The organism is Cylindrospermum sp. FACHB-282, from assembly GCF_014697195.1.
Taxonomy (GTDB): Bacteria; Cyanobacteriota; Cyanobacteriia; order Cyanobacteriales; family Nostocaceae; genus Cylindrospermum.
On the sequence record NZ_JACJRJ010000003.1, the window covers coordinates 180342 to 203451 of the forward strand.

Sequence of the window (23110 nt, forward strand, 5' to 3'; positions counted from 1 at the left end):
GTGGTGTAGGAAACGAATATGGAAAACCTTGCGTATTTGCACCTAGCTTTTGCTTATGAAGACAGCGAATCTAGCGAATTAATTTCCCTGAGCGCTTTGTTCAACAAAGCAGCTGCCCCAGACTGGAAACGGCTGTCTAGCAGAGCTTGGAAGTATATGCTCCCCTTAGCGCTCACTCTGTCTGTTCTCGGCGCTGTGAGCAGTGCTTTAGCCTTGGAAAGAGGCGATCAAGGACCTTCTGTCAGAAATTTGCAACAAAAGTTAAAAAGTGCCGGCTTTTATCAAGCTCCTGTAACACAAGTATATGATTTTTCCACAGAAGATGCTGTCCGGCGCTTCCAAAAAGCTGCTGGCTTACCAGTTAACGGCATTGTCCAAGGAACCACCCTGCAAAAATTAGAAAGCTGGCGCACTACCCCTAAGAGTACACCAGCAAAAAAAACCACTACTGCGACTACACAAACTAACAAAATCAGTACCGCGGGTACACCAGCAAAAAAAACCACTACTGCGACTACACAAACTAACAAAATCAGTACTGCTAGTTCACCAACCAGAAACCGACGCAATTCACAGTTTCTGACTAAAGGTGATGAAGGTGAAAATGTCAGAGTTCTCCAAGAACGTTTGCGAATCGCCGGCTTTTATTACGGGAACGCCACCGGCATATATGGGCCAATTACTGAAGAAGCCGTCAAGCGGTTCCAAACGGCTTACAAATTAGATGTTGATGGTGTGGTTGGCCCAGCCACATTAAACAAATTACCACCACTAGGGGTAGGTAATGGCGAAAATACCCCTAAAAAGCCGGTTGATCAAGATAAACTCAGCCTTGGCGATCGCGGAGAAGCAGTGAGAGTTCTTCAAGAACATTTAATCAAAGCAGGATATTTAGAGGGACAGCCCAATGGCTACTATGGCCCCTATACCGCCGATGCTGTAAACCGTTTTCAGGCAGCTAATTACCTGGATACAAATGGCATAGCTGGCCCAACAACTAGAGGGAAGTTATACAGCTTAGTTAAAACTACTCCCAAGAGCGAGTTTAATACCCTAGAAATTCAAAGACGACTACAAGAGCGGGGTTTCTATAAAGGCCCCCTCAACGGCATGATGGCAGATGACACCAAAAAAGCAATTAAGCAAGCCCAAGAATTCTACGGCATCAGTCTTGGTGATATCAGAAGCGGCAGCTATTAACATCCTCTTAGGCATCGCAGTCTGATTCCCCAACTGATTGCTATGCTCTGAATAGCAGTGGTTGTACCAAGATTTGGATCTCACAAGAGCGATTGCCACTACATCACAGCGGAAATAAAGCTCCCATTCAAAATAAACCAAAAGCCTAGGTCATCAGCTTTTTGAATTTTGAATTTTGAATTTTGAATTCCGCGTCAGCGTAGCGTCTCCTAGAGAAGCGGTACTAGCTCTTTCACAATCCAAAATCTAAAATCCAAAATGGTATGATCCCACTCAAGTGCTAAAGCGGCATCAACGCCCTTTGGCACTTGGGACAAACTGCATGGATTGTCAGTTGACAGTCAAGCAGGTGAAAACCTTCCCTTTGGGCTGTTTTCGCCCCAATTTTTAAAATTGAGTCGTTTTTAAACTCAATCGTACTGTTGCACTTAACACAAATTAGGTGATGGTGGTGATGGGGGTAGGGCTGGTTGATTTCATAATGTTTATGTCCCTCCCCCAGTTCTAGTTCCCGCAAAATCCCCATCCTAGCCATCAACTTCAAAGTCCGATAGATAGTGGACAGACTGATGCCTTCACCGTCAGTTTCTAAACGATGATAGAGATCCTCTGCGCTTAGATGTTCACCTTGCGGCAACTCTTGAAAAATGTGTAAAATTGTTTCACGCTGGGGAGTCAAACGCCAGCCTCGTTCGTTTAGTTCTGCCTTGAGTGAACCAGTTGTATAGACAGTCATACTAAATTTTCTCAACAAAGCCTGTTAGTTGAGAATATAGCAAATGTTTCCACCAATTTGCAACAATCGTAGCTTATTGAGAACATTTACTAAATGCTCAAGAAAAATTCATCAAATGTTGATGAGAAATCACCTAACACATGATCCCCACACTCAAACGATCCTGACAACAACGACAGGGGCACTCCAATACTCATTAAATGCCAATATTTTGCTATAACCTAGAGATAAATTGTGATGGTGGAAATCAAGTTAGTCGGGTCAACAGTCTATAATCTAGATTTTGTTAAACATTGAATATTGAATATTGACCGTGGCAATTTTAGATTTGGGATGGCTAGAAAGATCCAGGAATTTAAAAAATTCGGTTTCATACCGCGGAATGTGGGTAGACTAACCAAATAATTTTATTGTTTTTTGCTCCTCGATTTATCAGTGAAATCTAAAATCTAAAATCTCTTTCTTTGTTGACTAACTTAAGGACTCCAAATAGTCACGAATCAGGTTACGCCGCTTGGGTTGGCGCAGCTTCTGCAAAGCTTTAGATTCAATTTGCCTAACTCGTTCCCGCGATAAGTCTAGAGCGCGTCCAATTTCTGCTAAGGAGTAAGGATGGCCATCTGACAAACCAAACCGCATGAGAATTACATCCCGCTCACGGCTGGTTAAATCTTCCAACAGATGGTGCAAATCTCTTTGTAAAGATTCTCGCATTAACATCTCTTCTGGTGTGACACAGTCAGTTTCGAGTAATTCCCCTAACTCAGTGTCTTTATCTTTTCCTACCTTAGTTTCTAGAGAAACAGAACGAGGTACTCTTAACAAAACTTCCCGGACTTGAGCAGCTGTCATATCTAACTCAATTGCCAGGTCTTCTAAGGTGGGAGTCCGACCTTTTTCTTGAGCAATTTTGCGTTGAGCCTTTTTAATTTTGTTCAGCTTTTCTGTAATGTGAACAGGTAGGCGGATCGTGCGGCTCGAAGTAGCGATCGCCCGTGTAATTCCCTGACGAATCCACCAATAGGCATAGGTACTAAAACGATATCCTTTGGTGGGGTCAAATTTCTCCACCGCTCGCTCTAAACCTAGGGTACCTTCTTGAACTAAATCCAACAGTTCCAAGCCACGATTTTGATATTTCTTGGCTACAGAAACTACTAGGCGAAGGTTAGCCTTGATCATGTGCTCTTTTGCCTGGAGTCCTTGGGATTGGACTTGCTCCAGTTCTTCCACCGTCAGTTGGGCAGTTTCCGCCCAGCGACGCTTACCATTGGCTAAAGTTGGCTTGAGATCCGGTAATTGTATACCAGCAGTGGTGGCCCACCTTTCCAAGGAAGGGCGATGTCCGAGTTCAGAGGATAAACGTTCCTGAACTTCAATTAACCGGAGATAGGGCACAATTACTTCATCACCTTGCTTGGCGGCGTTGGCGAGCAATGTCCGCATCCGCAAGTAGCGCTGAACTTTTTGGGCTTCGGAAACCTCTTCATCCCGGCCTAACAACCGAACCCGGCCAATTTCCTGAAGATATAGACGTACTAAGTCTGTACTACGACGGTTAGTGTTAGCAGAAAAGTTAGCAGGGTCAACAGAAGCCATCTCCAGTTCCTGTAGATCATCTACCGACAACTCACTGTCATCAACCACCAGATTTTGGTCTAAGTTCCGGCGGGACTTTGGGGTGCCGAAGGCGGCATCTGCATAAAAAGAAGTTGCTGGCATAACGTCTCAATGGCTCCAGGTAACAATAGATTACGGTCAGCTAAAATAACGGTCAGCTAATCAACTGTTGCTATTGTTCCCGTGATTCTAGATTAAATAACACGGTTGAGAATTCTAGTACAGTTCTTAATGAAATTTGTACCGATTTTTTCTGATACATTATTACCGAATTTAATCGGTCGCTGTAGCATTTTGATTGAACCAATAGCTATTCAAATCTACAGCTAGGCTTTAAATTAAGAATTACCTAATCAACATTTCAATCTGTTACTTTTGTAACGGAGTATAAACATATTCCAGTGAATATGATGATTATAAACTACATAGTCATATCTACACGGGTAGGTTTGTGATTTCCTGACGATTTGGCAATTTTTTCCTAAGGATTATTGGGTAATAAGCGCGGGTAATAGTTGTTGATGAAAGGTTAGTAGTTTCCCTGAAAGCGCTAGCAAGAGTGAATGATCGTTGAACAATTAGCAACAGTTAATCGTTATATTCTGGCTTAATGTCGCGTAACATTAATTGATCTAGGGCTTGTTGGGCTGTGATCTCGCCCTGAAGTAACCGATAAACTTGCGTGGTAATCGGTATAGCGATATTTTTCTGTTGGGCTATTTGTACCAATACTTGGCAAGTGTTCACTCCTTCAGCAGTTCCTGGTAAATTGGCGAGAATGTGTGTGAGTGTCTGTCCCTGGGCTAGCTGGTAGCCAACTTGGTAATTGCGACTTAAGGGACTGTTACAGGTTGCTAGTAAATCACCTAGACCGGATAAACCGTAAAATGTTCCTGTCTTTGCACCCCAAATATTGCCGATGCGAACCATTTCTGTGAGTCCACGTGTAACTAAAGCCGCTTTGGCGTTGGTTCCTAAGTGTAGACCATCACATACACCAGATGCGATCGCAATTACATTTTTGAGAGTTCCTCCTAGTTCTACTCCCAAGGGGTCAGGATTGGTATATACCCGAAACCGATTGGAAGAAAATACCATCTGCACCAATTCAGCAGCAGCAGTTACATTACTGGCTACTACCGTTGCCGCTGGCAATTCTAGTTCAATTTCTTGAGATAAATTTGGCCCAGACAGGACGACAACGGCATGATCAGGAAAGGCTGTTTGCCAAACTTGCGAGGGTGTGCAGGTGGTTTGAGGATCTAGTCCCTTTGTCGCTGTGACAAAAATTGCCTTGGGAGAAATGGGCAAAGATTTGATTTGCTTTGCTACATCTCCTACACCTTTCATTGAGATAGCAGACAGGATTATATCAGCATCTTTTAAGACTTCGTCTAGAGGTTGTGACCCCTGACGCGACCACAAGCGCACTTGATGACCGTTGGCTGCTGCCAAATTTGCTAAGGCTGTACCCCAAGCACCAGCACCAAGAATTGCTACGGATTTGGGATTTTGCCCAAAGTTAAGCCAGTCCCTTGGGTATTTTTCCTCCGTTGTGCAAACTGGCGTGTCAGGAGGGTTTCCCGTTGGAGCCAATTTTTCAAGATAGATTTCAGATTTTGGATTAGTCATGATTCAAGAGTCGAAAGTCTTGCCATCTCCCCAAGTTGTTCCCACACCAATCTAAAATCTAAAATCTAAAATCTAAAATTGGTTGCGGGGGTAGAGTTCCATTAATTCCCTAACTTGTTCAGCATGATATGAGCTTCTGGTTAAGGGTGAAGAAACAATTTGCAAAAAGCCTAGTTCTTCACCGTATGCTTTCCAGTCAGCAAATTTCTCTGGGGTGATAAATTCATTGACTTGCAAGTGTTTCTGACTGGGTTGGAGGTATTGCCCAATCGTCAAAATATCACAATCTACTGTGCGTAGGTCTTGCATAACTTGACGGATTTCGGCATCTGTCTCACCGAGTCCGACCATGATACCGGATTTAGTGTAAACACTAGGGGCAATTTGGCGAGATAGCAATAATAATTCTATTGTGCGATCGTAATTCCCTTGGGGACGCACCCGGCGATACAAGCGGGGAACGGTTTCTGTGTTGTGGTTGAGTACTTCTGGCGCAGCTTGAAGAATTATTTCTAAAGCATCCCAATTGCCACACAAGTCAGGAATTAGCACCTCAATTGTGGTCTGGGGCGAAACCCTGCGGACTGCGGCGATACATTCGACAAACTGAGATGCACCCCCGTCGGGTAAGTCATCCCGATTTACAGAAGTGATTACTACATGATTGAGTCGCATCCGGCGAACTGCTTCCGCCAATCGTGCTGGTTCGGTGGGGTCTAAGGGTTTGGGCTTTTTTTCAAAGTCAATATCGCAGTAAGGACAAGCGCGTGTACAAGCTGGGCCCATAATCAAAAATGTGGCAGTTCCAGCTTGGAAGCACTCACCAATATTTGGACAAGATGCTTCTTCGCAAACCGTATTCAGGGCTAAATCCCGCAAAATTTCTTTAACGTTACCAACTCGCTCCCATTGAGGGGCTTTTACCCGCAACCAGTCTGGTTTTACAGTCACAATCCACTTTTACCACTCAAGTTATCTAAATCTCATGATAGATAAATTTTTGTTTTTTAGCATTGGTTGTGATAGACTAGATTAAAATTGCCGTTTTTATGGCGGGATGTGGCGCAGCTTGGTAGCGCACTTCGTTCGGGACGAAGGGGCCGCTGGTTCGAATCCAGTCATCCCGATTAGATATCTGTACTTTCGCAAATTAGTGTCGTTATTCGCAAATTAACGTCGCTTTCGTGGGTTTTAATGTAGTAGTAGCAAATTAATGTCGCAGACTGTCTTGATGTGGAGTTAATTCCACCATTTTTATAGACATTAGGACTTACGCATTGACAGGAAACACCAAATATGTGTTCTTGGTTAAGTCTCTTGTAGGGTGCGTCAGATCCAATAATTCGGCAATAATGAACAGATTTTTGACATCTGACGCACCCTACAAAGCCATGCTCTCCCAAAAGCCGAAAATGACCAATTGATGCATCTATGGTTGGTGAAACAATACCCTAATGGTTGACGAATGCCTTAACTTAGTGTCTCATACCGCCCATTTGACACCTTTACTAGCATGGTCATAAATTAAATCAAATACGGTGTCACATTTAGACTTAAACAACACTTGGTCATAACTTACAGGCAGGTTTTTATCTAAAACTGCTTCAAGTGCGGACTTCACCTTTCCCTGACTTTGCATATCTTTATACCAGTCTTGGACTAATACTTTCGGCTGTTCTGCTGTCAATCGATGCAAGAGAGACTGTGCTGCTAACTTGACTTTTTGGGTTTCATCAGCAGTCATTTTGTCTTTCTTGAGCAAATCAAATAGTTCCAGTTCGTCTTCTGTCAACCCTTCCCGAATATGCCGTTGGGCTTCTTCCTTCAAGTTTTCGGTAAAGTTTACCAGGGCTTCGTAGTAGTTATCTGTTGATGAACCACCAGCATTATATTTGTCAATAATTGCTTGTAGCCTTTGGGCGAAGTCGGCACGGGTGGTGTTTTGCTGAATCATTTTGTTCAGCTTGTCTTCAATAAAACTTCGTAAGTCGGTAATTTCAATATTTTTATAAGTTTTGCTGTGAAACTCGGCTTTAAGCTGCTCAAAGTTAATTTGGCTTAAATCCCAAATTTGGCCTGTCTGGATGATGTTGTATTCTGCACTATATTCTTTAGTGGTAATCCCTTGATTATCAGCAATTACGCTTTCATCCAGCAGTTCAGCAATTTTTAAACTGGCGTTATCAATATCTTTGCGTTCAATGATGCTATCAATTACCCCGCGCAGATATTGGAAGATGAAAACCAGTGGACGTCGTTGCTTGATTATCTCTGGTTTACAGGCTTCATAGAGTGAGGTAATGGTATTTTGATAGACAAAAAATGCTTTACGCCATTCATCTTTTTGCAGTAGGGTGTCAGCAAACTGGTTAAATTGACCTAATTTTTGGAAAGTTTCCTGAATTTTGAGGATGCTTTCTAAATCAATGCCCAGTTCCCGACAAAAATTTAGTCCTTGGGCGATCGCATCATCCAGTAACTCAAACAGGTTAGACTTTTCTTGAATAGGTGAGTCTTCCTGCTCTCCATCATCGCCCAAAGCGTAATCAGCCAAGGCTTGCTTCATGTTGCGGAAGACGTTGTAATAATCAATAATCTCGCCGTTGGTTTTGGTGACGTTGTGAATCTGATATGAGGTGACGCGGTTCGCACGGGCGATAGTTTGCATCAGCGTGTGGTCTTTCATCGGCTTGTCAAGGTAAAGCGTCGAGAGAGTGGGCGCATCAAAACCAGTTAGCCACATGGCGCAGACAAACACCAACCGCACTTTATTTTCGGCTTCTTTAAACTGATACTCGATATCATGTCCCTGTGCATCAACCGTATTCATTCGTTCTCGGTGGGGTTTAATATCAAGTCCTTGTTTAGCAAATTTTTCAACTTCGCTTTCGCTTCCTTCCAGACTAATCACCACAGCCATTTCTGTTTCTCGCATAAATTCGAGAATCTTTTTGAGGCGAAGTTTCTCAATGTCATTAGCAGATTTTTTAATTCTTCCCACCAGGTTTTTAATTTCCGCTTTCCAGTGATACTGTACTTTGTCGTACATTTTCACCGCGGTGAATTTATCAAGAGAAACCACCAAGCCTTTACCAAGGTAGCCACGACGAGGAAAGTGGTAAGCAATATCTTTAGCGATTGTCTCTAACCTATCATCGCGTTTTATCACCTCGGTTTCGCGGGCAAATTTCCTCTCTAGCTTTGCTTGCTGGGTGTCATCAAGGTTTTCATCTTCGAGAATTTGGTAAAATTCTTCACTTAAATCTTCGTTTTGAATCAGTACCTCTGGTACTCTTTTCTGGTAAAACAGGGGGACAGTAGCACCATCATCTACAGACTGAGAAAAGTTATACTCGCTGACATAATCGCCAAACCATTCGTTAGTCTTGCGCTGTTTACCTAATAGGGGTGTACCTGTGAAGGCGAGATAATTGGCATTGGGTAAACCTGCCCGCATATTTTCCGCTAAGGTTTTATACTGGGTGCGGTGTGCTTCATCGACAATTACAATGATGTCGTTGCGATCGCTCAATATGGGATACTTCTTAGTCTTGTCGTAGCGGAATTTTTGAATCAGGGTAAAGATAATCCGCTTGTTCAGCGAGAGAAACTCCCGCATCTGTTTACTGTTTTTAGGTTGGGCTGCTTCTTTCTTTTGGACGGTTTCGGTGTTTAAGAAATTGCGGTAAATCTGCCCATCTAAATCGTCACGGTCGGTGATGATAACAAAGGTAAAATTGCCTGTGAGCTTGCGGAAAATCTTCCGAGCATAAAAAATCATCGAAAAGCTTTTGCCAGAGCCTTGTGTATGCCAGAAGACCCCTAATTTTCCCTGTTTCACTTCCCGGTGGTTGAAGGCATCAATAGCGCGATTCACACCGATGAACTGGTGGTTTTGGGCGATGATTTTCTGAGTCTCTTTGTGGTAAAGAATAAAGTTTTCGATGTAGTCCAGTAGTTTAGGAGGGTGACAAAGCCCGTCTATGACTAGTTCTAGGCTAGTACCAGATTCCTGAATCTGCTGACGATCTATTTTTTCCTTTTCATCTTCCACCCGCAGCCAGTTAAAGAAGTGTTCCCACTCTGCGGTAAAACTGCCGATTTTGGTTTCTAGGGCGTTGGAGAGAATGCAGAAGGCATTGGTGAGAAAGAGTTGGGGAATATCTTTTTTGTAGTCGCTGAGGTTGTCATCAAAGGCTGTTTGCAGTTTGATGTTGGAGTTTTTCAGTTCGATGAAAACCAGGGGTAAACCGTTGATATATAGCAGGATATCAGGACGGCGATAGTTTCTTTCTCCTTTAATCCAAAGTTGAGAAACGGCTAAATATTCATTATTTCCGTTATGACTCAAGTCATTAAAATCTATGACGCGCACTTTCCCCGGTTCGGTTCTACCTTGGGCGTTTTCATACTCAATGGGGATACCGTCACGAATTAGCCTGTCTATTTCCCGATTTGCGGCGATGGGAGACATCAACTGGCGTTTATTTGTGAGAGTTTCTAAACCTTGGGCGATCGCATCTGCTGGTAAGCTGGGGTTGAGGCGAATTGCTGCTGATTTCAGGCGATCGCTAAAAATGACATCCCGTTTATCGGTGCGGTTGGATCTGTCGTTGAGATCCTCACGGTTGGAGGTGAAGCAGTTGATTAATTTAAAGCCTTGCTGCTTTAATTTGGCAAGTACCGCTTGTTCGATGTCATCTTCAGAGATAAAGTTAGGCATGGTTTAGGCAAACTACACGGTAATAGACCGTTTTTGATATTCATACTCTTTTAATGTACAAATTTTAACCGATTGCTGTTTAAATTTGCCGATATATTCACCCCACCCTAACCCTCACCTTGGCAAGGGGAGGGAACCGGATTTCTAGTTTTCCCCCTTTGCAATGGGGGATTAAAGGGGGTGATTGGAAACAATCAGCAAAACAACCAAATTTCTAGTTTCCCCCTTTTCCAAGGCTACCGTGTACACACAAATCGGATTTTCTTTCTAGATCCGGGCTTTACCCCCCTTAATCCCCTTCTAGTTCCCTCCCCTTAGCAAGGGGAGGGTTAGGGAGGGGTAATTCGAGGACTGGTAGTGATTCGATAACTTGTGTGTACACCGTAGCCTTTCCAAGGATGGATGAAGGGGGGTAATTTAGGATATGAAGAACAATTCGACTTGATTATATTTATCTCATGACAGAACTTTATAACAAAACCTCAGAAAAAGAAAAAAGGCAATTTCTCCGTAACAATATGCCACCTGCTGAGAAGATTGTCTGGGAAAAGTTGAGAAGGCAGCAAATCGAAGGTTGTAAATTTCGCAGACAATACAGTATTGATGTATTTGTCGTTGATTTTTATTCTCCTGAACTCAAACTTGCAATAGAAATTGACGGGGATAGTCATTTTCAAAATGGAGCGCAGGCTTATGACTATGAACGACAATCTTTTCTTGAATCTAAGGGGACTCGCTTTTTGAGATTTACAAATCAACAGGTTTATCAAGAGTTGGAAGGTGTGATTACAATCATTGCACAAACAGTCTGTCAATTGCGGAAGATTACCCCTCTCTAACTCTCCCCTTATGAAGGGAAAAATCACCCCACCCTAACCCTCCCCTTATGAAGGGAAAAATCACCCCACCCTAACCCTCCCCTTGCTAAGGGAAAAATTACCCCACCCTAACCCTCCCCTTGCTAAGGGGAGGGAACTGGATTTCTGATCTCCCCCCTTTGCAAGGGGGGATTAAGGGGGGTAAAAAGTTCTATTTCGTTAGGTGGTAGCAGTTCATCTCGATATGATTCAAAGATGATACTTTCTTTTACACTTTGATATTCCATGATCATTTCTGGCCATTTCGTGGGTTTAGCTTCTAGAAAGGTGACGAAAACTAGGCTTTCAGTAATGCCCTGCGGTGTTTCATCCAGTTCAATTTTGCCGTTTTTATAAATTCCTTGAATTGTTTTTAACATATAGCTTACCTCCTATATGAATTTTAACCGATTTCTTCTAATTATTCTGTCATGCTGGGCGGGAATTGGATGTCTAAGTCTTCGACGGAAAGCTTACCTGAGATGAGACGAGTTAGTAGGCGATCGCGTGTTTTTTTTAAGCTGGAATTTTTTAAAAAAAGTATTTCTTTATGGTCAAGAATTGGGTTTACAATTTTGTTAAACCTTCTTATTAAATCTTCTGTTGGGTAGAGCAACGAAAATAATGACATTACCTGTGCGTTTGCTTGTGGTTGTGCAGAACCAGTAAAAAACATACTAATGAAGTTTTTAAAATTGTTACTTTCAACTGCAATACCCAAAAAAATACTATTCTCCAATTTGTTTGGCTTCAATCTCACTAAATATGATGCAAAGACTGAATTAGGATGATATTTATGAATTCTTTTGGCATATCCAACAGTTGCACCTGTACGTGCGACAACAATATCTCCCTCATGTAATAAATATTTCTTGATTTCTTTATCACTAATAGTGCAATAAGGGACATAATCCCAATCCAAAATATTGGGTACTATATCAGTGATACGAAGAAACTTTGGCCCAACTTCTTTTTCTTCTGCACTGGCAGTGTAGCCATACTGTGTAGTCACTAATTCACCTAACTGCTTTATCTCCCAACTCTCCGGGATGCCTTTATTAAACTTAACCTGTTCATGACCCGGAAAGCGCAGACGAACAAACCACTCGCGGTAGATTTCCTCTGCCATTTTTTCTAATATGGCAATACGGCGATTATTGTTTTCAATCAAGTCATCGTAAGCTGAAAGTATCGCCGCAATCTTTTTCTGAACGGGAAGCGGTGGTTTGCGAATACGAAGCCGATGTAGAGAATTTCTATTAACTCCTGGAACTGCCCCTGCAACGTTTTGGCTTCCAAAATCTAATGTTTTAAGGAAATAACTAATAAATCTTGGGTTATTTCCTTTGAAATTTTGAATATATAGACTTGTATTTAGAGGCCAGAAATCTTTAGTTATATAAAAAACTTCACCGAGTGTTCCGTATCGACCGGTTACAACTCCTGGGGCTTTAACCTTGGCTTCTTTATGAAAGCCGCTAATACCACTAGATGAAATGATCGGATATTTTCCATGTACTCGTTCTCGATTAGGTAAATCGTATCCTCTTTTCAATGTGATTAAATCACTAAGATTGCATTGTTCCCACTTGCTCATAAATTCCCCGCAATTTCTTTCACATTATTAGTAATAATCCGCCCAAACTTCCTCATCATCATTTAATAATCTATTCTGCGGTTGATGAGTTGATACAGATAATTGATCAACCGCTTCAAACCACTGCTTCCACCTATCTGTTAGAGTATCTTCAGATTGAACATTAACTGCTTGGTCTTGCTGTTGAGCGATCAAAAAATCGAGAAACTCATCTACTCTTGACAACAGAGGATCAGGTAATTGTTGTAACTTATTAACCACAGCTTCACGAGTATTCATAGATTTATTCCTTTACTCTTACCTAATTATCACCTGCAATCTCTTTCACATTATGAGCAATAATCCCCTCTAACTGATGCGCCTCTTGATTTAACTTTTCCAACTCATCATTCAAACTTAAAATCTCCTCAATAAACTCCTCCTCCGTCTTCCCATCTTCCTCAATCACTACCCCCACATACCGCCCAGGATTTAGGGAATAATCCTGTTCCTTCACATCTGCGGGAGTCGCTAACTTACACAACCCCGTCACATCCTCATATTCTGCCTTCGGGAAGCGTTCTTGTAACCAGCGAATGTGGATAAAAAATGATTCCGCAGATTTTACATCTGTATGCAGCGTTTCCAGCGTGGCTTTGAGTGTCTTAACTTGCTTGTCAATCTGTCCCCGTTTCCCCTCTTCCTTTGCTTTTTCTGCCAAAGCCGTTTCATGGGCGCGGATAGTTTTATCAAGCTGCTTCAATCCCAGATGGAGGTCATCAAAAAATGGTTTAAATGCCGCGCTGAGTTCTTGCTGTGCTTGATTTTGGGTATCAATTAACCCCCCTGTAGTCCCCCCTTGGAAATGGGGGACAATTGCTCCTACTCCCTCCCCTTCGCAACGAGGCATAATTAACCCCCCTGTAGTCCCCCCTTGGAAATGGGGGACAATTGCTCCTACTCCCTCCCCTTCACAAGGGGAGGGCTGGGGTGGGGTAAAACTTTGCAAATAATCTTGATACTGAATTTCTAAATCTGGCAAATCATCCCACAAATTGAGAAAATCAACAGCCGCTTCCCTAGCTTTAACATCATCTGTCCCATCATTCAACACAGTGATTAACTGCTGGGAAACTTGCTGCACCGGTGCTTGATTCTCTCTTAGCTTCACCATCCCTTGCTGAAAATAATTATTAATCAGTTCAATAAACCGATGGTTCTTACCCCGGCGCAAATGGCTGATAATAGCAATATTATTAATTTGTTCTGTGGAAAACTCCCGATGTGCGCGGTCAACCTGAGTAAAAATATTCCGCGCATCAATAAACAGAATTTTATCATCGGTCTTGCCATGATCAAAAAACCACAGCGTTGCCGGGAGCGTCACCGTGTAAAACATATTTGATGGTAGGGTCAGCATCCCATAAATCAAATTTTCCTCAATTAGCTTTTGGCGAATATCGGCTTCAGAGTGACGCGCATCTGATGCGGAATTAGCCATGACTAACGCCGCCCTACCCTTGGGTTTTAGCGATGTAGCAAATAGATTAATCCAGAGATAATTGGCATTAGGTACAGTCTCATTACCCTGTTCCTGCTTCTTCGCCTTAGTCTTATTGCGGGGGATGCCGTAGGTGTTAAATCTAGCATCGATTTCCACTCGGCTAATATTGACATCATCCACATTAAATGGCGGATTAGCCAGGACATAATCAAACTTGCCAAAACTGCTAAACGGGTCTTCGTAGTACGTATTTGTCTGACGTACATCGCCCCGTAACCCATTGACTGCAATGTTCATTTTTGCCAACTTCACTGTCTCCAGGGTCTTCTCTTGGCCATAGACAAACAGATCAGCAGCAGACTGATTTAACTTTTTGCGCTGTTCTTCAATAAATTGAGCAGATTGGACAAACATTCCCCCAGAACCACAAGCGGGGTCAAACACAGTCCCCTGATGAGGTTCAATGATTTCTACCATCAACCGCACCACAGAACGCGGTGTGAAAAACTCACCTCCACCCTGCCCTTCTGAGAGAGCAAAATTACCCAGAAAATACTCATAAATCTGCCCGAACATATCCCCAGTAGCATTTTCAGGAATATTCGAGAAGTTTTTTAACAGTTGCTTCGGAATACCTTTGTCTGTGCGCGTCAGCCGAAAATACTCATCTTGGGGCAATGTGTCCTTAAGTTCTGGCTTATATGATTCAATGGACACCATCGCCGCTTTGATAGCCTTGGCGATATCTTCCTCTTCCGCTAGGTTGAGCAAATAGTTATAACGAGCATGGTCTGGCAGATAAAAACCACACTTCTCAATGGCAATTTCTGATATTTCTTTTTCTCTGCGAGTTCCTTTGAGTGCTTCATATTCTTGCTGAATTTCTGCCGCATACTGACGATACTTGTTATCAGCAAATTTGAGAAATATTAACCCCATCACGGGCGTTGAATACTCACTAGATTTCAAGTCAGAGTTTGCCCGCATGGTATCGGCACTCTGCCAAAGGTTCGCTTCAAGTCGTTTTAGTTCTTCTGGGGTCAAAGCTGTGAGTGGGTGATTTATCTGTTCTGCGAGAACATGAACATTGAAATTATATGCACAAATGGGTTATGTGAGAAAAATAATCACTTCCCTGATCAGCACCTGGAAAAAAACTCAGACTCTCCACCTACCCAACTTTAACAAATCAAGCTAACGCCCCATTAGTCGCCAATCACCGGAAGCTATAATCTTTCTCCAACTCACCCCAATACTGCTCGGATAAGTCTAAAATTCCGCCCTAAAAAAAATTTTGGGCTAATAGCTAAAGTAAGCTAAAAGCTTACTAGCCAAACCTCTAACCCATTAAAATGGGTTTAAGCTTTGAGCCGGAAATTTATTTCACGGCTCCTAACCGAGCAGTATTGGAACATGAGTGGTAATATTGATACTAGTAGCTCAATAGTAATGCAATATAATTTGTATAAAAATAGCAAAAAGTCAGGGTAGAGTTAATCTACTACTTTGATTAATCCTTTTTGTAAAGCATCAAATACCCGGCCAATTTGCTGGCGGTCATTTTCGTTTAAGCCTTTTTTAGACATTAGTGCTGACATCAGTAGCTGCTGATCTCGGCGTGTAATCTTACGAATAGCAAATATGCGCTCTAAAACTATCTCCATTAGCATTTGGTTTGAGGTACCGGCAGATCGCATATTCTTTACCAAAAATTTGTGTGGCTTCTACAATTATTCCATAATATCTTAACAATATTTAACAAATCTTGGACAGGTTGGATCTACGGAACAATCAAGAATCGCTAGTTGCTACTTTTCTATCTCCCCCACTACTCAGGTTTTCTGTAAAATAACTTGGTAGCTCAGGAAGAAACAGATTCAGCACTATGGCTAATGCTCGTATTGGGATTATTGGTGGCAGCGGTTTATACAAAATGGACGCCCTCAAAGATGTAGAAGAGGTGCGAGTTCAGACGCCCTTTGGTTCTCCATCTGATGCTTTGATTTTGGGGACATTGGATGGAACCAGAGTTGCTTTTTTAGCGCGTCATGGACAGAACCATACGCTGTTACCGTCTGAGTTGCCGTTTCGCGCCAATATCTATGCAATGAAGCAACTGGGTGTGGAGTATTTAATTTCTGCGAGTGCGGTTGGTTCTTTGAAAGAAGAAGCGAAGCCACTGGATTTGGTGGTGCCAGATCAGTTTATTGACAGGACAAAAAACCGGGTTTCTACGTTCTTTGGTGATGGAATTGTGGCGCATATTGCCTTTGGTGAGCCGATTTGTCAGAGTTTGGCCCTTGTGCTGGGGGATGCGATCGCATCTTTAAATTTACCAGATGTGACTCTGCATCGTGGTGGTACTTATGTATGCATGGAAGGGCCTGCATTTTCGACTAAGGCGGAATCTCATCTTTACCGCAGTTGGGGGGCGACAATTATTGGTATGACGAATGTACCAGAGGCGAAGTTGGCTAGGGAAGCAGAAATTGCTTATGCAACTTTAGCCCTGGTAACAGATTACGACTGTTGGCATCCAGATCACGATAGCGTGACGGTGGAAATGGTGATTGGTAATTTGCAGCGGAATGTAGTAAATGCTCAAAAGGTGATACAGGAAACGGTGCGGCGTTTGAGTGAAAATCCGCCACCTAGCGAAGCACATTCGGCTTTGAAATATGCGATTTTGACAAATTTGGCAAAAGCACCAGCGGAGACTAAGGATAAGTTGGGGTTGTTGTTGAAAAAGTATTTGTAGAGTTACAGCATTTTTCAGCTAAATGGAGATTCAAGCCCTCTGTAGAGACTTTGCATGCAATCAGGACTTACGCAACTGGCATGGCTTTGTAGGGTGCGACTCGATAATTCGGTAACAATCAGCAGATTTTCGATATCTGACCCACCCTACAATTTTACATTGAGTGTGAAACTTCCGTAAGCCCTAACAACATCTCTACTCTGTTTTCTACTCACACGCAGAAATTTCAACAAATGTAAAGATTTGTCTAGATATTATGAGAGCCGATCTAGGGTTTATGTAACATAAAATAAAAGAAAATTACAAGGAATTAATTCATGCCTTATACAAACGAAGAAGGCGGTTTGATCAATAATTTTGCCCGTGAACCTAAGGTTTATCAAGCAGAACCTCCAAATGCAGGACAACAGCGCACCTATATAATTTTAGGAATCACTGCGGCACTTTTTGTCGGTGGCTTGATTTATGTCGCCTTCGCTGTATCTAATGCTAGTTAGGCATTAACCAATAAAATTTAATTTTTTTCAGTTTCTCAGGTTCTTATTTTAGATAGAGCCTGAGTTTATTGTTTTTTGTTAGAATCATATAAAGGGATATAGGTATAATTATATACTTTTTTATTTCTATTAAACCTTGAGGGTTATATTCATCCAGTGGAAAATTAGAAACAGCATGAGATTTTTCAGCTGTTTAGATGTACCCCATGAGGCAACGTACAATATGTTTGGGCTTCTTTAGCCACCATGAGCGTGAATGACACTGCACAAACGAATAATTTTAGTTGGAATCGGCAGGTATATCAGCGCCTGAAACTTGCCCTGAGTATTGGCTTACGGCGACAAATTTTTTTAGCTGTATGTGATGACTTACACATAAGAAATCAAGTTGCGGCTCGGTTGCATTCTACATTGGCTTATCCAGTAGGGCAAGTGCTATATAAGCCATCAGATGTAGGTGAAATTAGCACTCCAGCCTATCCCCGATTAGTCACATTGCGGTTAAATTTAAGCGATCCTAACCCAATAGTTCAAATTAATCAATGGTTGGCTAATTATCCACCGCCAATTGTGGGAGCAACAAAACAAAAACCTGGATACCCCTTACCAATACCAGCATTTCAGATTGTTGGTGTGGAGCTACTAACAAAGCAATCAGTAGCGGTACAGCGTTTATTTTTACAATATCTCCGCTTCAGCGAGCAGTATTTCTCTAACCAAGAGTCGAGCAAATTCTTAGAATCCAGCATCTTGTTGTGGGTATCACGTCCTTGGTTTTATGCCATTCAGCAATCGGCACAACAGTTTTGGCAGAGCCGTACTGGTGTATTTACGTTCACCGGAGAACCTACACCAATGAAACAAAGCCGAGATTATCCGGAAAGGTTATCTAGTTCGAGAAATTTGGATTTAGGAAATCTTGAGCAATCGATTTTAGATGAATTAGTTAACCCAGCAGACAACAGAGAAACAACAGCCAAGGATTTGAAGTTTGAGGAAGATGACAATTTACAAACACAAACACCAGTCAATCTTGGAGATAAACTCCAGAAAGCAGTGCCATCAATAGTCAATTTATCGCCAACTGCAACCCAGGGGACAGATTCTGCTGCCAGACTTGTTAGTGAGGCTAGTAGGCTCACGGTATCCTCTTTGTCCCATATTAGCAAGGAGTTATCGGAGCTAGTCATAGCAACTATTAACACGAATATTACTCAAGATGCAGAAGATAACTGGCAACCGCAGCAAATTCTCTGGGAAATTGAGCAATTACATTTACAGCAAGCGTCAGGGGAGTCGCTAGCAGTAGCTTATCAGCACTTAGGGAACTTGTATCGCCTTCGCATTGAGCAAGGACAGTCAACTCTAGAAAACTTGATGGTGGCAATTATTGCCTATCAAGAGTCAATTAGCTATGACGACACCTCACCCCAACTACCAGATATTTTAAATGACTTGGGTACGCTCTACTGGATGCTGTACCGCACACCTGCCAATTCTGAGGAGGGACAAACTTACATAGAGCAGGGAATAGAATTTTATCAGTTAGCCCTAAAGTTGATCTCACCCCAGGCACAGCCAGAAACTTACGCACGGGTGCAAAATAATTTAGGAACAGCTTACGGTGATTTAGCACGTTTTACTCACCCAGTAGAAAACTGGGAGCAAGCAGTTGTAGCTTACGGTGAGGCGTTGCGCTACCGGACAGCAGAAATAGACTCATTAAAATATGCTGCTTGTCAGAATAATTTGGGTACTGCTTACTGGCATTTAGGACAATATAATCAACCGGTGGTGCATCTCAAAAAAGCGATCGCAGCTTACAACTTAGCACTGGTGTACTACAATCCCGAAGAGGAACCCCTTAAGTATGGCATGATTCAAAACAACATTGGCACTGCTTATTGGAATCTGGCCCAATACGAACAACCAGAAGAAAACCTCCAGCTAGCGATTTATGTCTACGGTGAAGCTCTTAAATATCGCACCCCTACTAATGTTCCCAGCGCTTACACCGCCACACAAAATAATCTTGGCACTGCCTACTGGCACATAGCAAATTTATCTCAAACAACTAAAGAAGAACGGCAAAACTTTTTGCAACTATGCATTAACGCTTACAAAGAAGCGATTTCCCTGGCTCAAACAATTACCGGCATCCCCTTAAGTTTTGATTTGTTTGCCACATACAATAACCTGGGACTAGCTCATTATCAGTTAGTAACTGATAATTTTTTCAATGGCAACAAAAAAATACTTTCCCAACATCTAGAGTCAGCATTAGAAAACCATTTGCAAGCCTTAAATGGATTGAGCCAACAACCAGAAGCTTATCAAGCAACCTTCGCTTATTTAGTGAAAACAATTCGCACTTTCCATAATGAATTAGGGATACAGGGACAAAATCTAGCTTTATCCAAACTTCCTGCACACTTATTACCAGAAATTTTGCCCAAATTGTAATCAAAATTGCGATATATAGCAGTCCTAAATCATTTGTGATAGCGCAGCGTGGCGTTAGCCATACAACAAGATCCCCGACTTCTCTAATACCAAGAAAGAAAAATGATGGCAACAGATGGTTTTGTAGAACCCTGACACAGAAGGGGATTCCCAATCCAAAATCTAAAATCGTTCGACTGAGACGTTCGGCGAGCGCTACTTCGACAACGCTCAGTACAAGTCAGTCGAGCCGCGCTCAGGACGAAGTCCAGAATCCAAAATGGTATAAGAAGTCGGGTATCTGAGTCCCTTTATTTTCACAAATCAAATAGGATTGCTATATACCTAACGATGTTACAAGGGCACACTAAAATCTCTATTCCCCACTGGACTCTCCCCATTCCCGGATGGCAGGAAATACTGATGAGTAATCATTTTCAGGCAACGACATTTGCATTGCTGATTGCAAAATTTGCCGCACACCCTCAATACTGTTGAGATTCAAACCCAGGGCTTTGGCTTCGGAGATAAACAAATCTGTCACTTTGATCAATTGTTTTGTGGGTAAATTGGCATTTGCATAATTGCCATCTAACATCCGTTGCAAATTTTGGTCAAAGGTAGGCGCGTAAAGTTTGCTGTCACGCAGAACTTGCATAAACAAGCCTATATCGATTCCCTGAAGCTGGATAAAAGCTAGACTAAGGGCAAAGCTAGTGGTCAGGGAAGCGATTAGCTGATTTAGTGCTAGTGTGAGGGCTGAGGCAGATCCTACGGGGCCTATTAATAAAGGTTCTGAGCCAAAATGTTGCAGTAACGGCAAGTGGCGTTGATATTGCTTTGAATCGCCCCCCACCATGACAATTAGTTTGCCGGTTTCTGCTTCTGGGATGCTGCCTAATACAGGTGCTTCTATATACTGACCACCTGCTGCTACCACGGCGTCTCTAATTTCTTGGCTTTCTATGGGGGTAATTGTTCCCATTTGGATGATGCTGCGCCCTGAAAGAGTGTGCCAACTCGTATCTGTGAGTAAGACGTGATAAATAGCTGCGGCATTAGAGAGCATGAGAATTATGCACTCAGCAGAGCGAATTGCTTGGCGTGGTTGTGTGACAATTTCCGCCCCAGCGGCTTGTAGTGGTGCTAATTTTTCTGGGGTGCGGTTGTAGGCAACTAGCTCTATATTTGCGGCTAATAACCTTTGAGCCATCGGTAGTCCCATCAATCCAGTTCCCAGAAATGCCACCTTCATTTTTCACTTTCCTTTGGTACAGCGTAGGCTTAGTCCGTCGTTTGATTCTAATTAGTAATTGGGAAAAAGGGAAAAAGGTAAGTGGGAAAAAGGAAAAAACTATTACATTACCGATTACCCATTACCGATTACCCATTACCAAATCCCGTATTTAGCGATCAGCCACCTGCGGCAAAAGTAGCCATAATGATGACTGAAAGTAAGATACCGGGGGTAAGTAGTGTTGCTAGCATAAACAGGTCATGAGTACTCATAGTTATTACTTTCCTAGTGTCTTTGACTTCACATTAATCACTGTTATGCTAGTCTAAATGAGACTGATACGGGATTGGGCACTCTTAGTTTTAACTTTTCATACCGATTCTTCACTCTGGTACAGTCAATCCTGTCAGCGGTTGCGAGGCTTCTGTCTCCCTCAGTCCCTTGCTTTGAACTAGGACTCCAAAGCCCCCCAGTCCTGTGGGATCGATCAGTTGGTGTAGTGCTTCCCGTCGCCGCAGTAGTTGGGAAATGGGTTGCTGTTGATAGGAGATGCTAGCAAGGCGCGAGCCTAAACCCAACATCATCAAAAATAAACCCTGTTGCGTAAAACCAACTTGATCTAAGCCGCACCGCTCACCCCAACGTTCTAAAGCCGTAAAGTCAACATGGGCGGTGATATCTTGCTGCCCAATATTGATATAGGGGTTGTCATGGTGACGATGGTGGTAGTAGCACTGTAGCGTTCCTTGCGATCGCCTGGGGTTGTAGTAACGACTAGCGGGATAGCCATAATCAATTGTTAACACATACCCGCGTTGCAAGCGGTCAGCCACTATACTCAACCAGTCAAGAGCAGCTAAATTAATTTCACTGCGATAGCCATCTTCATAGACACTTGGGGCTAAATCAATTCCCACCATCTGGAAATATGCTGCCAACTGTGGCGTAGAAGGTTCCCCTAGTACCTCAATAAATTCTGACATCTCCCCTGGGAATGTAGAAACCTTGCCTGCAACCTCTCTAGATTCTCCTTGTAGGGAAGGGGGCTGGAGGGTGAGGTTCGGCGCTGTTGTCACATAAATTTCGCGCAATTCCCCCGCTTCTAGGGTAAACTGATGTACTGGCAAGGCATCCACCAACTCATTAGAAAAAAAGCAGCCAGTAATGGAGTTAGGCGGTATCTCTTCTAGATTGCACCAACTCACTCTGAACTTCTGCAAACGTTGCTGCTGTTCTTGCTTTAACCTTGGGGACTTCTCAACAATGATGTAGTTTAGGGCGGTAAAAAAATCCGGGTAGTGCAACTGTAGGTAATTCAGGATATGGGACGCGAGAATTCCTTGACCTGCTCCCATTTCTACCAGAGAAAACGGCATTGGTTGCCCTAAAATTTCCCACATCTGGAAAAATTGTACTGCCAGTAACTCGCCAAAATCAGCACCAAGGTTAGAAGAGGTGAAAAAATCACCGCCCCGAAACCCTATTTTGACGGCATTGCTAGAATAGTAACCGTGTTCTGGGTGATATAGGGCTATATCCATGTATTCAGCGAAGGTAATTCGCTTTTGAGGACGGGTGGTAATGCGTTGGCGTAGGGCGTCGTAGACATCGCTTATAGCTGCATTCAGGGCGGGATGGGAATCCATAAAATTTGAGTTTGGAGATTGGAGCATGGGAAACAGGTTAACTACTATTAACAATTACCAATTCTCCAGCCAAAATCCCCAAGCTAAAATTTGCCTATCTGTGTATAGCTTCCCATCGGGCATAGAAATCAAACCTTGGGGTGATCCACTAAAGATAGTTTTTAGCCATACTTCGTTAATTACCCTCAAAGCCGTCTACAGATGCCGAGGGCGTAGCAATACAAACAGTTTACGAGGGGAAACAAAAGGAATATGGCAAAGTATATATGTACCGTCTGCGGTTATGAATATGATCCAGCAGTGGGTGATCCAGATAGCGGTATAGAACCGGGCACAGCTTTTGAAGATATACCAGAGGATTGGGTATGCCCGGTTTGCGGTGCGATAAAAGAGGATTTTGAAATAGAAGAGTGAAGTTTTGTATAACTTTTGTGAACCTCCCCCGTTAAGGCTTGGGGCGATAACGGGAGATCCTTGCCGTCATTATGTTGGTGAGATGAGACCGCAGGCTGTTCGTGTTTACCAAGGGCGATTGCTTCACCTCTAATCCTAGCTCACTCTCCGAGTGTTTAGCTTATCCGACAGAAGCCCCACGCCTCACTCTTAGGAGCGTGGGATGAATGGCGCGTGAGTTGACGACAGTTCCCTGACTAATGTGCGTAGCACCAGAGAAGGGAGCATG

Annotated in this window: 18 protein-coding genes and 1 tRNA gene; 7 read left to right on the top strand and 12 right to left on the bottom strand. The window is 42.8% G+C overall.

Annotated features, from left to right (window positions below):
- Window positions 1–18: 18 nt before the first annotated feature.
- Window positions 19–1200, top strand: a complete 1182-nt coding sequence (locus tag H6G32_RS02815) for a peptidoglycan-binding domain-containing protein (RefSeq protein ID WP_190454441.1) — start codon at window positions 19–21, stop codon at window positions 1198–1200.
- Between the two features lie 280 nt (window positions 1201–1480).
- Here H6G32_RS02815 and H6G32_RS02820 read toward each other — a convergent pair whose 3' ends face one another.
- From H6G32_RS02820 to lipA, 4 genes are all read right to left on the bottom strand, one after another.
- Window positions 1481–1936 carry a Fur family transcriptional regulator gene (locus tag H6G32_RS02820; RefSeq protein ID WP_015208849.1) on the bottom strand — a complete coding sequence of 152 codons (456 nt, stop codon included), beginning with the start codon at window positions 1934–1936 and terminating at the stop codon, window positions 1481–1483.
- Window positions 1937–2407: 471 nt separating this feature from the next.
- The gene (gene sigC, locus H6G32_RS02825) at window positions 2408–3658 is read right to left on the bottom strand and encodes an RNA polymerase sigma factor SigC (protein ID WP_190454444.1); all 1251 of its coding nucleotides are present in this window, start codon (window positions 3656–3658) and stop codon (window positions 2408–2410) included.
- A gap of 486 nt (window positions 3659–4144) precedes the next feature.
- Window positions 4145–5188 (bottom strand): NAD(P)H-dependent glycerol-3-phosphate dehydrogenase, encoded by a 1044-nt coding sequence (locus H6G32_RS02830; RefSeq protein WP_190454447.1) that lies wholly within the window; start codon window positions 5186–5188, stop codon window positions 4145–4147.
- Window positions 5189–5260: 72 nt separating this feature from the next.
- Window positions 5261–6139 (bottom strand): lipoyl synthase, encoded by an 879-nt coding sequence (gene lipA / locus H6G32_RS02835; protein ID WP_190454449.1) that lies wholly within the window; start codon window positions 6137–6139, stop codon window positions 5261–5263.
- Window positions 6140–6241: 102 nt separating this feature from the next.
- Here lipA and H6G32_RS02840 point away from each other — a divergent pair.
- Window positions 6242–6315, top strand: a tRNA-Pro gene (locus H6G32_RS02840).
- A gap of 356 nt (window positions 6316–6671) precedes the next feature.
- Here the strand turns inward: H6G32_RS02840 and H6G32_RS02845 are convergent.
- A complete protein-coding gene (locus H6G32_RS02845) occupies window positions 6672–9911 on the bottom strand; it encodes a type I restriction endonuclease subunit R (RefSeq protein ID WP_190454451.1) in 3240 nt (1079 codons plus the stop codon).
- Between the two features lie 458 nt (window positions 9912–10369).
- On the opposite strand from H6G32_RS02845, the gene H6G32_RS02850 reads away from it, so the two are divergent.
- A complete protein-coding gene (locus tag H6G32_RS02850) occupies window positions 10370–10750 on the top strand; it encodes an endonuclease domain-containing protein (protein ID WP_190454454.1) in 381 nt (126 codons plus the stop codon).
- 122 nt (window positions 10751–10872) lie between these two features.
- Here H6G32_RS02850 and H6G32_RS02855 read toward each other — a convergent pair whose 3' ends face one another.
- The 5 genes from H6G32_RS02855 to H6G32_RS02875 form a co-directional block, all read right to left on the bottom strand.
- Window positions 10873–11148, bottom strand: a complete 276-nt coding sequence (locus H6G32_RS02855) for a hypothetical protein (protein ID WP_242046477.1) — start codon at window positions 11146–11148, stop codon at window positions 10873–10875.
- Between the two features lie 41 nt (window positions 11149–11189).
- Window positions 11190–12365 (bottom strand): restriction endonuclease subunit S, encoded by a 1176-nt coding sequence (locus H6G32_RS02860; protein WP_190454456.1) that lies wholly within the window; start codon window positions 12363–12365, stop codon window positions 11190–11192.
- 27 nt (window positions 12366–12392) lie between these two features.
- Window positions 12393–12644, bottom strand: a complete 252-nt coding sequence (locus H6G32_RS02865; protein ID WP_190454459.1) for a hypothetical protein — start codon at window positions 12642–12644, stop codon at window positions 12393–12395.
- A 22-nt stretch (window positions 12645–12666) separates the two neighbouring features.
- Entirely contained in the window at window positions 12667–14892 is a 2226-nt protein-coding gene (locus tag H6G32_RS02870) for a type I restriction-modification system subunit M (RefSeq protein WP_242046478.1), read from the bottom strand.
- Window positions 14893–15341: 449 nt separating this feature from the next.
- On the bottom strand, window positions 15342–15545 hold the full coding sequence (locus tag H6G32_RS02875) for a hypothetical protein (RefSeq protein ID WP_190454461.1): 204 nt from the start codon (window positions 15543–15545) through the stop codon (window positions 15342–15344).
- 188 nt (window positions 15546–15733) lie between these two features.
- On the opposite strand from H6G32_RS02875, the gene H6G32_RS02880 reads away from it, so the two are divergent.
- The 3 genes from H6G32_RS02880 (at window position 15734) to H6G32_RS02890 (ending at window position 19566) form a co-directional block, all read left to right on the top strand.
- Window positions 15734–16606: an S-methyl-5'-thioadenosine phosphorylase gene (locus tag H6G32_RS02880; protein ID WP_190454464.1), complete on the top strand. Its 873-nt coding sequence runs from the start codon at window positions 15734–15736 to the stop codon at window positions 16604–16606.
- A gap of 317 nt (window positions 16607–16923) precedes the next feature.
- Complete coding sequence (gene psb34 / locus H6G32_RS02885; protein WP_190454466.1) at window positions 16924–17103, top strand: photosystem II assembly protein Psb34; 180 nt, start codon at window positions 16924–16926, stop codon at window positions 17101–17103.
- 246 nt (window positions 17104–17349) lie between these two features.
- Window positions 17350–19566, top strand: coding sequence for a tetratricopeptide repeat protein (locus H6G32_RS02890; protein ID WP_190454469.1), 2217 nt, complete (start codon window positions 17350–17352; stop codon window positions 19564–19566).
- A gap of 355 nt (window positions 19567–19921) precedes the next feature.
- On the opposite strand, the gene H6G32_RS02895 is transcribed toward H6G32_RS02890, so the two are convergent.
- A complete protein-coding gene (locus tag H6G32_RS02895) occupies window positions 19922–20800 on the bottom strand; it encodes an NAD(P)-dependent oxidoreductase (RefSeq protein WP_190454472.1) in 879 nt (292 codons plus the stop codon).
- Window positions 20801–21165: 365 nt separating this feature from the next.
- Entirely contained in the window at window positions 21166–22428 is a 1263-nt protein-coding gene (locus H6G32_RS02900; protein ID WP_190454476.1) for a class I SAM-dependent methyltransferase, read from the bottom strand.
- 252 nt (window positions 22429–22680) lie between these two features.
- On the opposite strand from H6G32_RS02900, the gene rd reads away from it, so the two are divergent.
- Complete coding sequence (gene rd, locus H6G32_RS02905) at window positions 22681–22842, top strand: rubredoxin (protein WP_190454478.1); 162 nt, start codon at window positions 22681–22683, stop codon at window positions 22840–22842.
- Window positions 22843–23110 lie beyond the last annotated feature (268 nt).

Bases quoted from the DNA above. Each gene is read 5' to 3' on its own strand.
- H6G32_RS02890 (WP_190454469.1), top strand. From the start codon at position 17,350: ATGAGCGTGAATGACACTGCACAAACGAATAATTTTAGTTGGAATCGG.
- sigC (WP_190454444.1), bottom strand. From the start codon at position 3,658: ATGCCAGCAACTTCTTTTTATGCAGATGCCGCCTTCGGCACCCCAAAG.
- H6G32_RS02845 (WP_190454451.1), bottom strand. From the start codon at position 9,911: ATGCCTAACTTTATCTCTGAAGATGACATCGAACAAGCGGTACTTGCC.
- psb34 (WP_190454466.1), top strand. From the start codon at position 16,924: ATGCCTTATACAAACGAAGAAGGCGGTTTGATCAATAATTTTGCCCGT.
- H6G32_RS02830 (WP_190454447.1), bottom strand. From the start codon at position 5,188: ATGACTAATCCAAAATCTGAAATCTATCTTGAAAAATTGGCTCCAACG.
- H6G32_RS02900 (WP_190454476.1), bottom strand. From the start codon at position 22,428: ATGGATTCCCATCCCGCCCTGAATGCAGCTATAAGCGATGTCTACGAC.
- rd (WP_190454478.1), top strand. From the start codon at position 22,681: ATGGCAAAGTATATATGTACCGTCTGCGGTTATGAATATGATCCAGCA.
- H6G32_RS02895 (WP_190454472.1), bottom strand. From the start codon at position 20,800: ATGAAGGTGGCATTTCTGGGAACTGGATTGATGGGACTACCGATGGCT.
- H6G32_RS02855 (WP_242046477.1), bottom strand. From the start codon at position 11,148: ATGTTAAAAACAATTCAAGGAATTTATAAAAACGGCAAAATTGAACTG.
- H6G32_RS02875 (WP_190454461.1), bottom strand. From the start codon at position 15,545: ATGCGATCTGCCGGTACCTCAAACCAAATGCTAATGGAGATAGTTTTA.
- H6G32_RS02880 (WP_190454464.1), top strand. From the start codon at position 15,734: ATGGCTAATGCTCGTATTGGGATTATTGGTGGCAGCGGTTTATACAAA.
- H6G32_RS02865 (WP_190454459.1), bottom strand. From the start codon at position 12,644: ATGAATACTCGTGAAGCTGTGGTTAATAAGTTACAACAATTACCTGAT.
- H6G32_RS02860 (WP_190454456.1), bottom strand. From the start codon at position 12,365: ATGAGCAAGTGGGAACAATGCAATCTTAGTGATTTAATCACATTGAAA.
- H6G32_RS02820 (WP_015208849.1), bottom strand. From the start codon at position 1,936: ATGACTGTCTATACAACTGGTTCACTCAAGGCAGAACTAAACGAACGA.
- H6G32_RS02850 (WP_190454454.1), top strand. From the start codon at position 10,370: ATGACAGAACTTTATAACAAAACCTCAGAAAAAGAAAAAAGGCAATTT.
- H6G32_RS02815 (WP_190454441.1), top strand. From the start codon at position 19: ATGGAAAACCTTGCGTATTTGCACCTAGCTTTTGCTTATGAAGACAGC.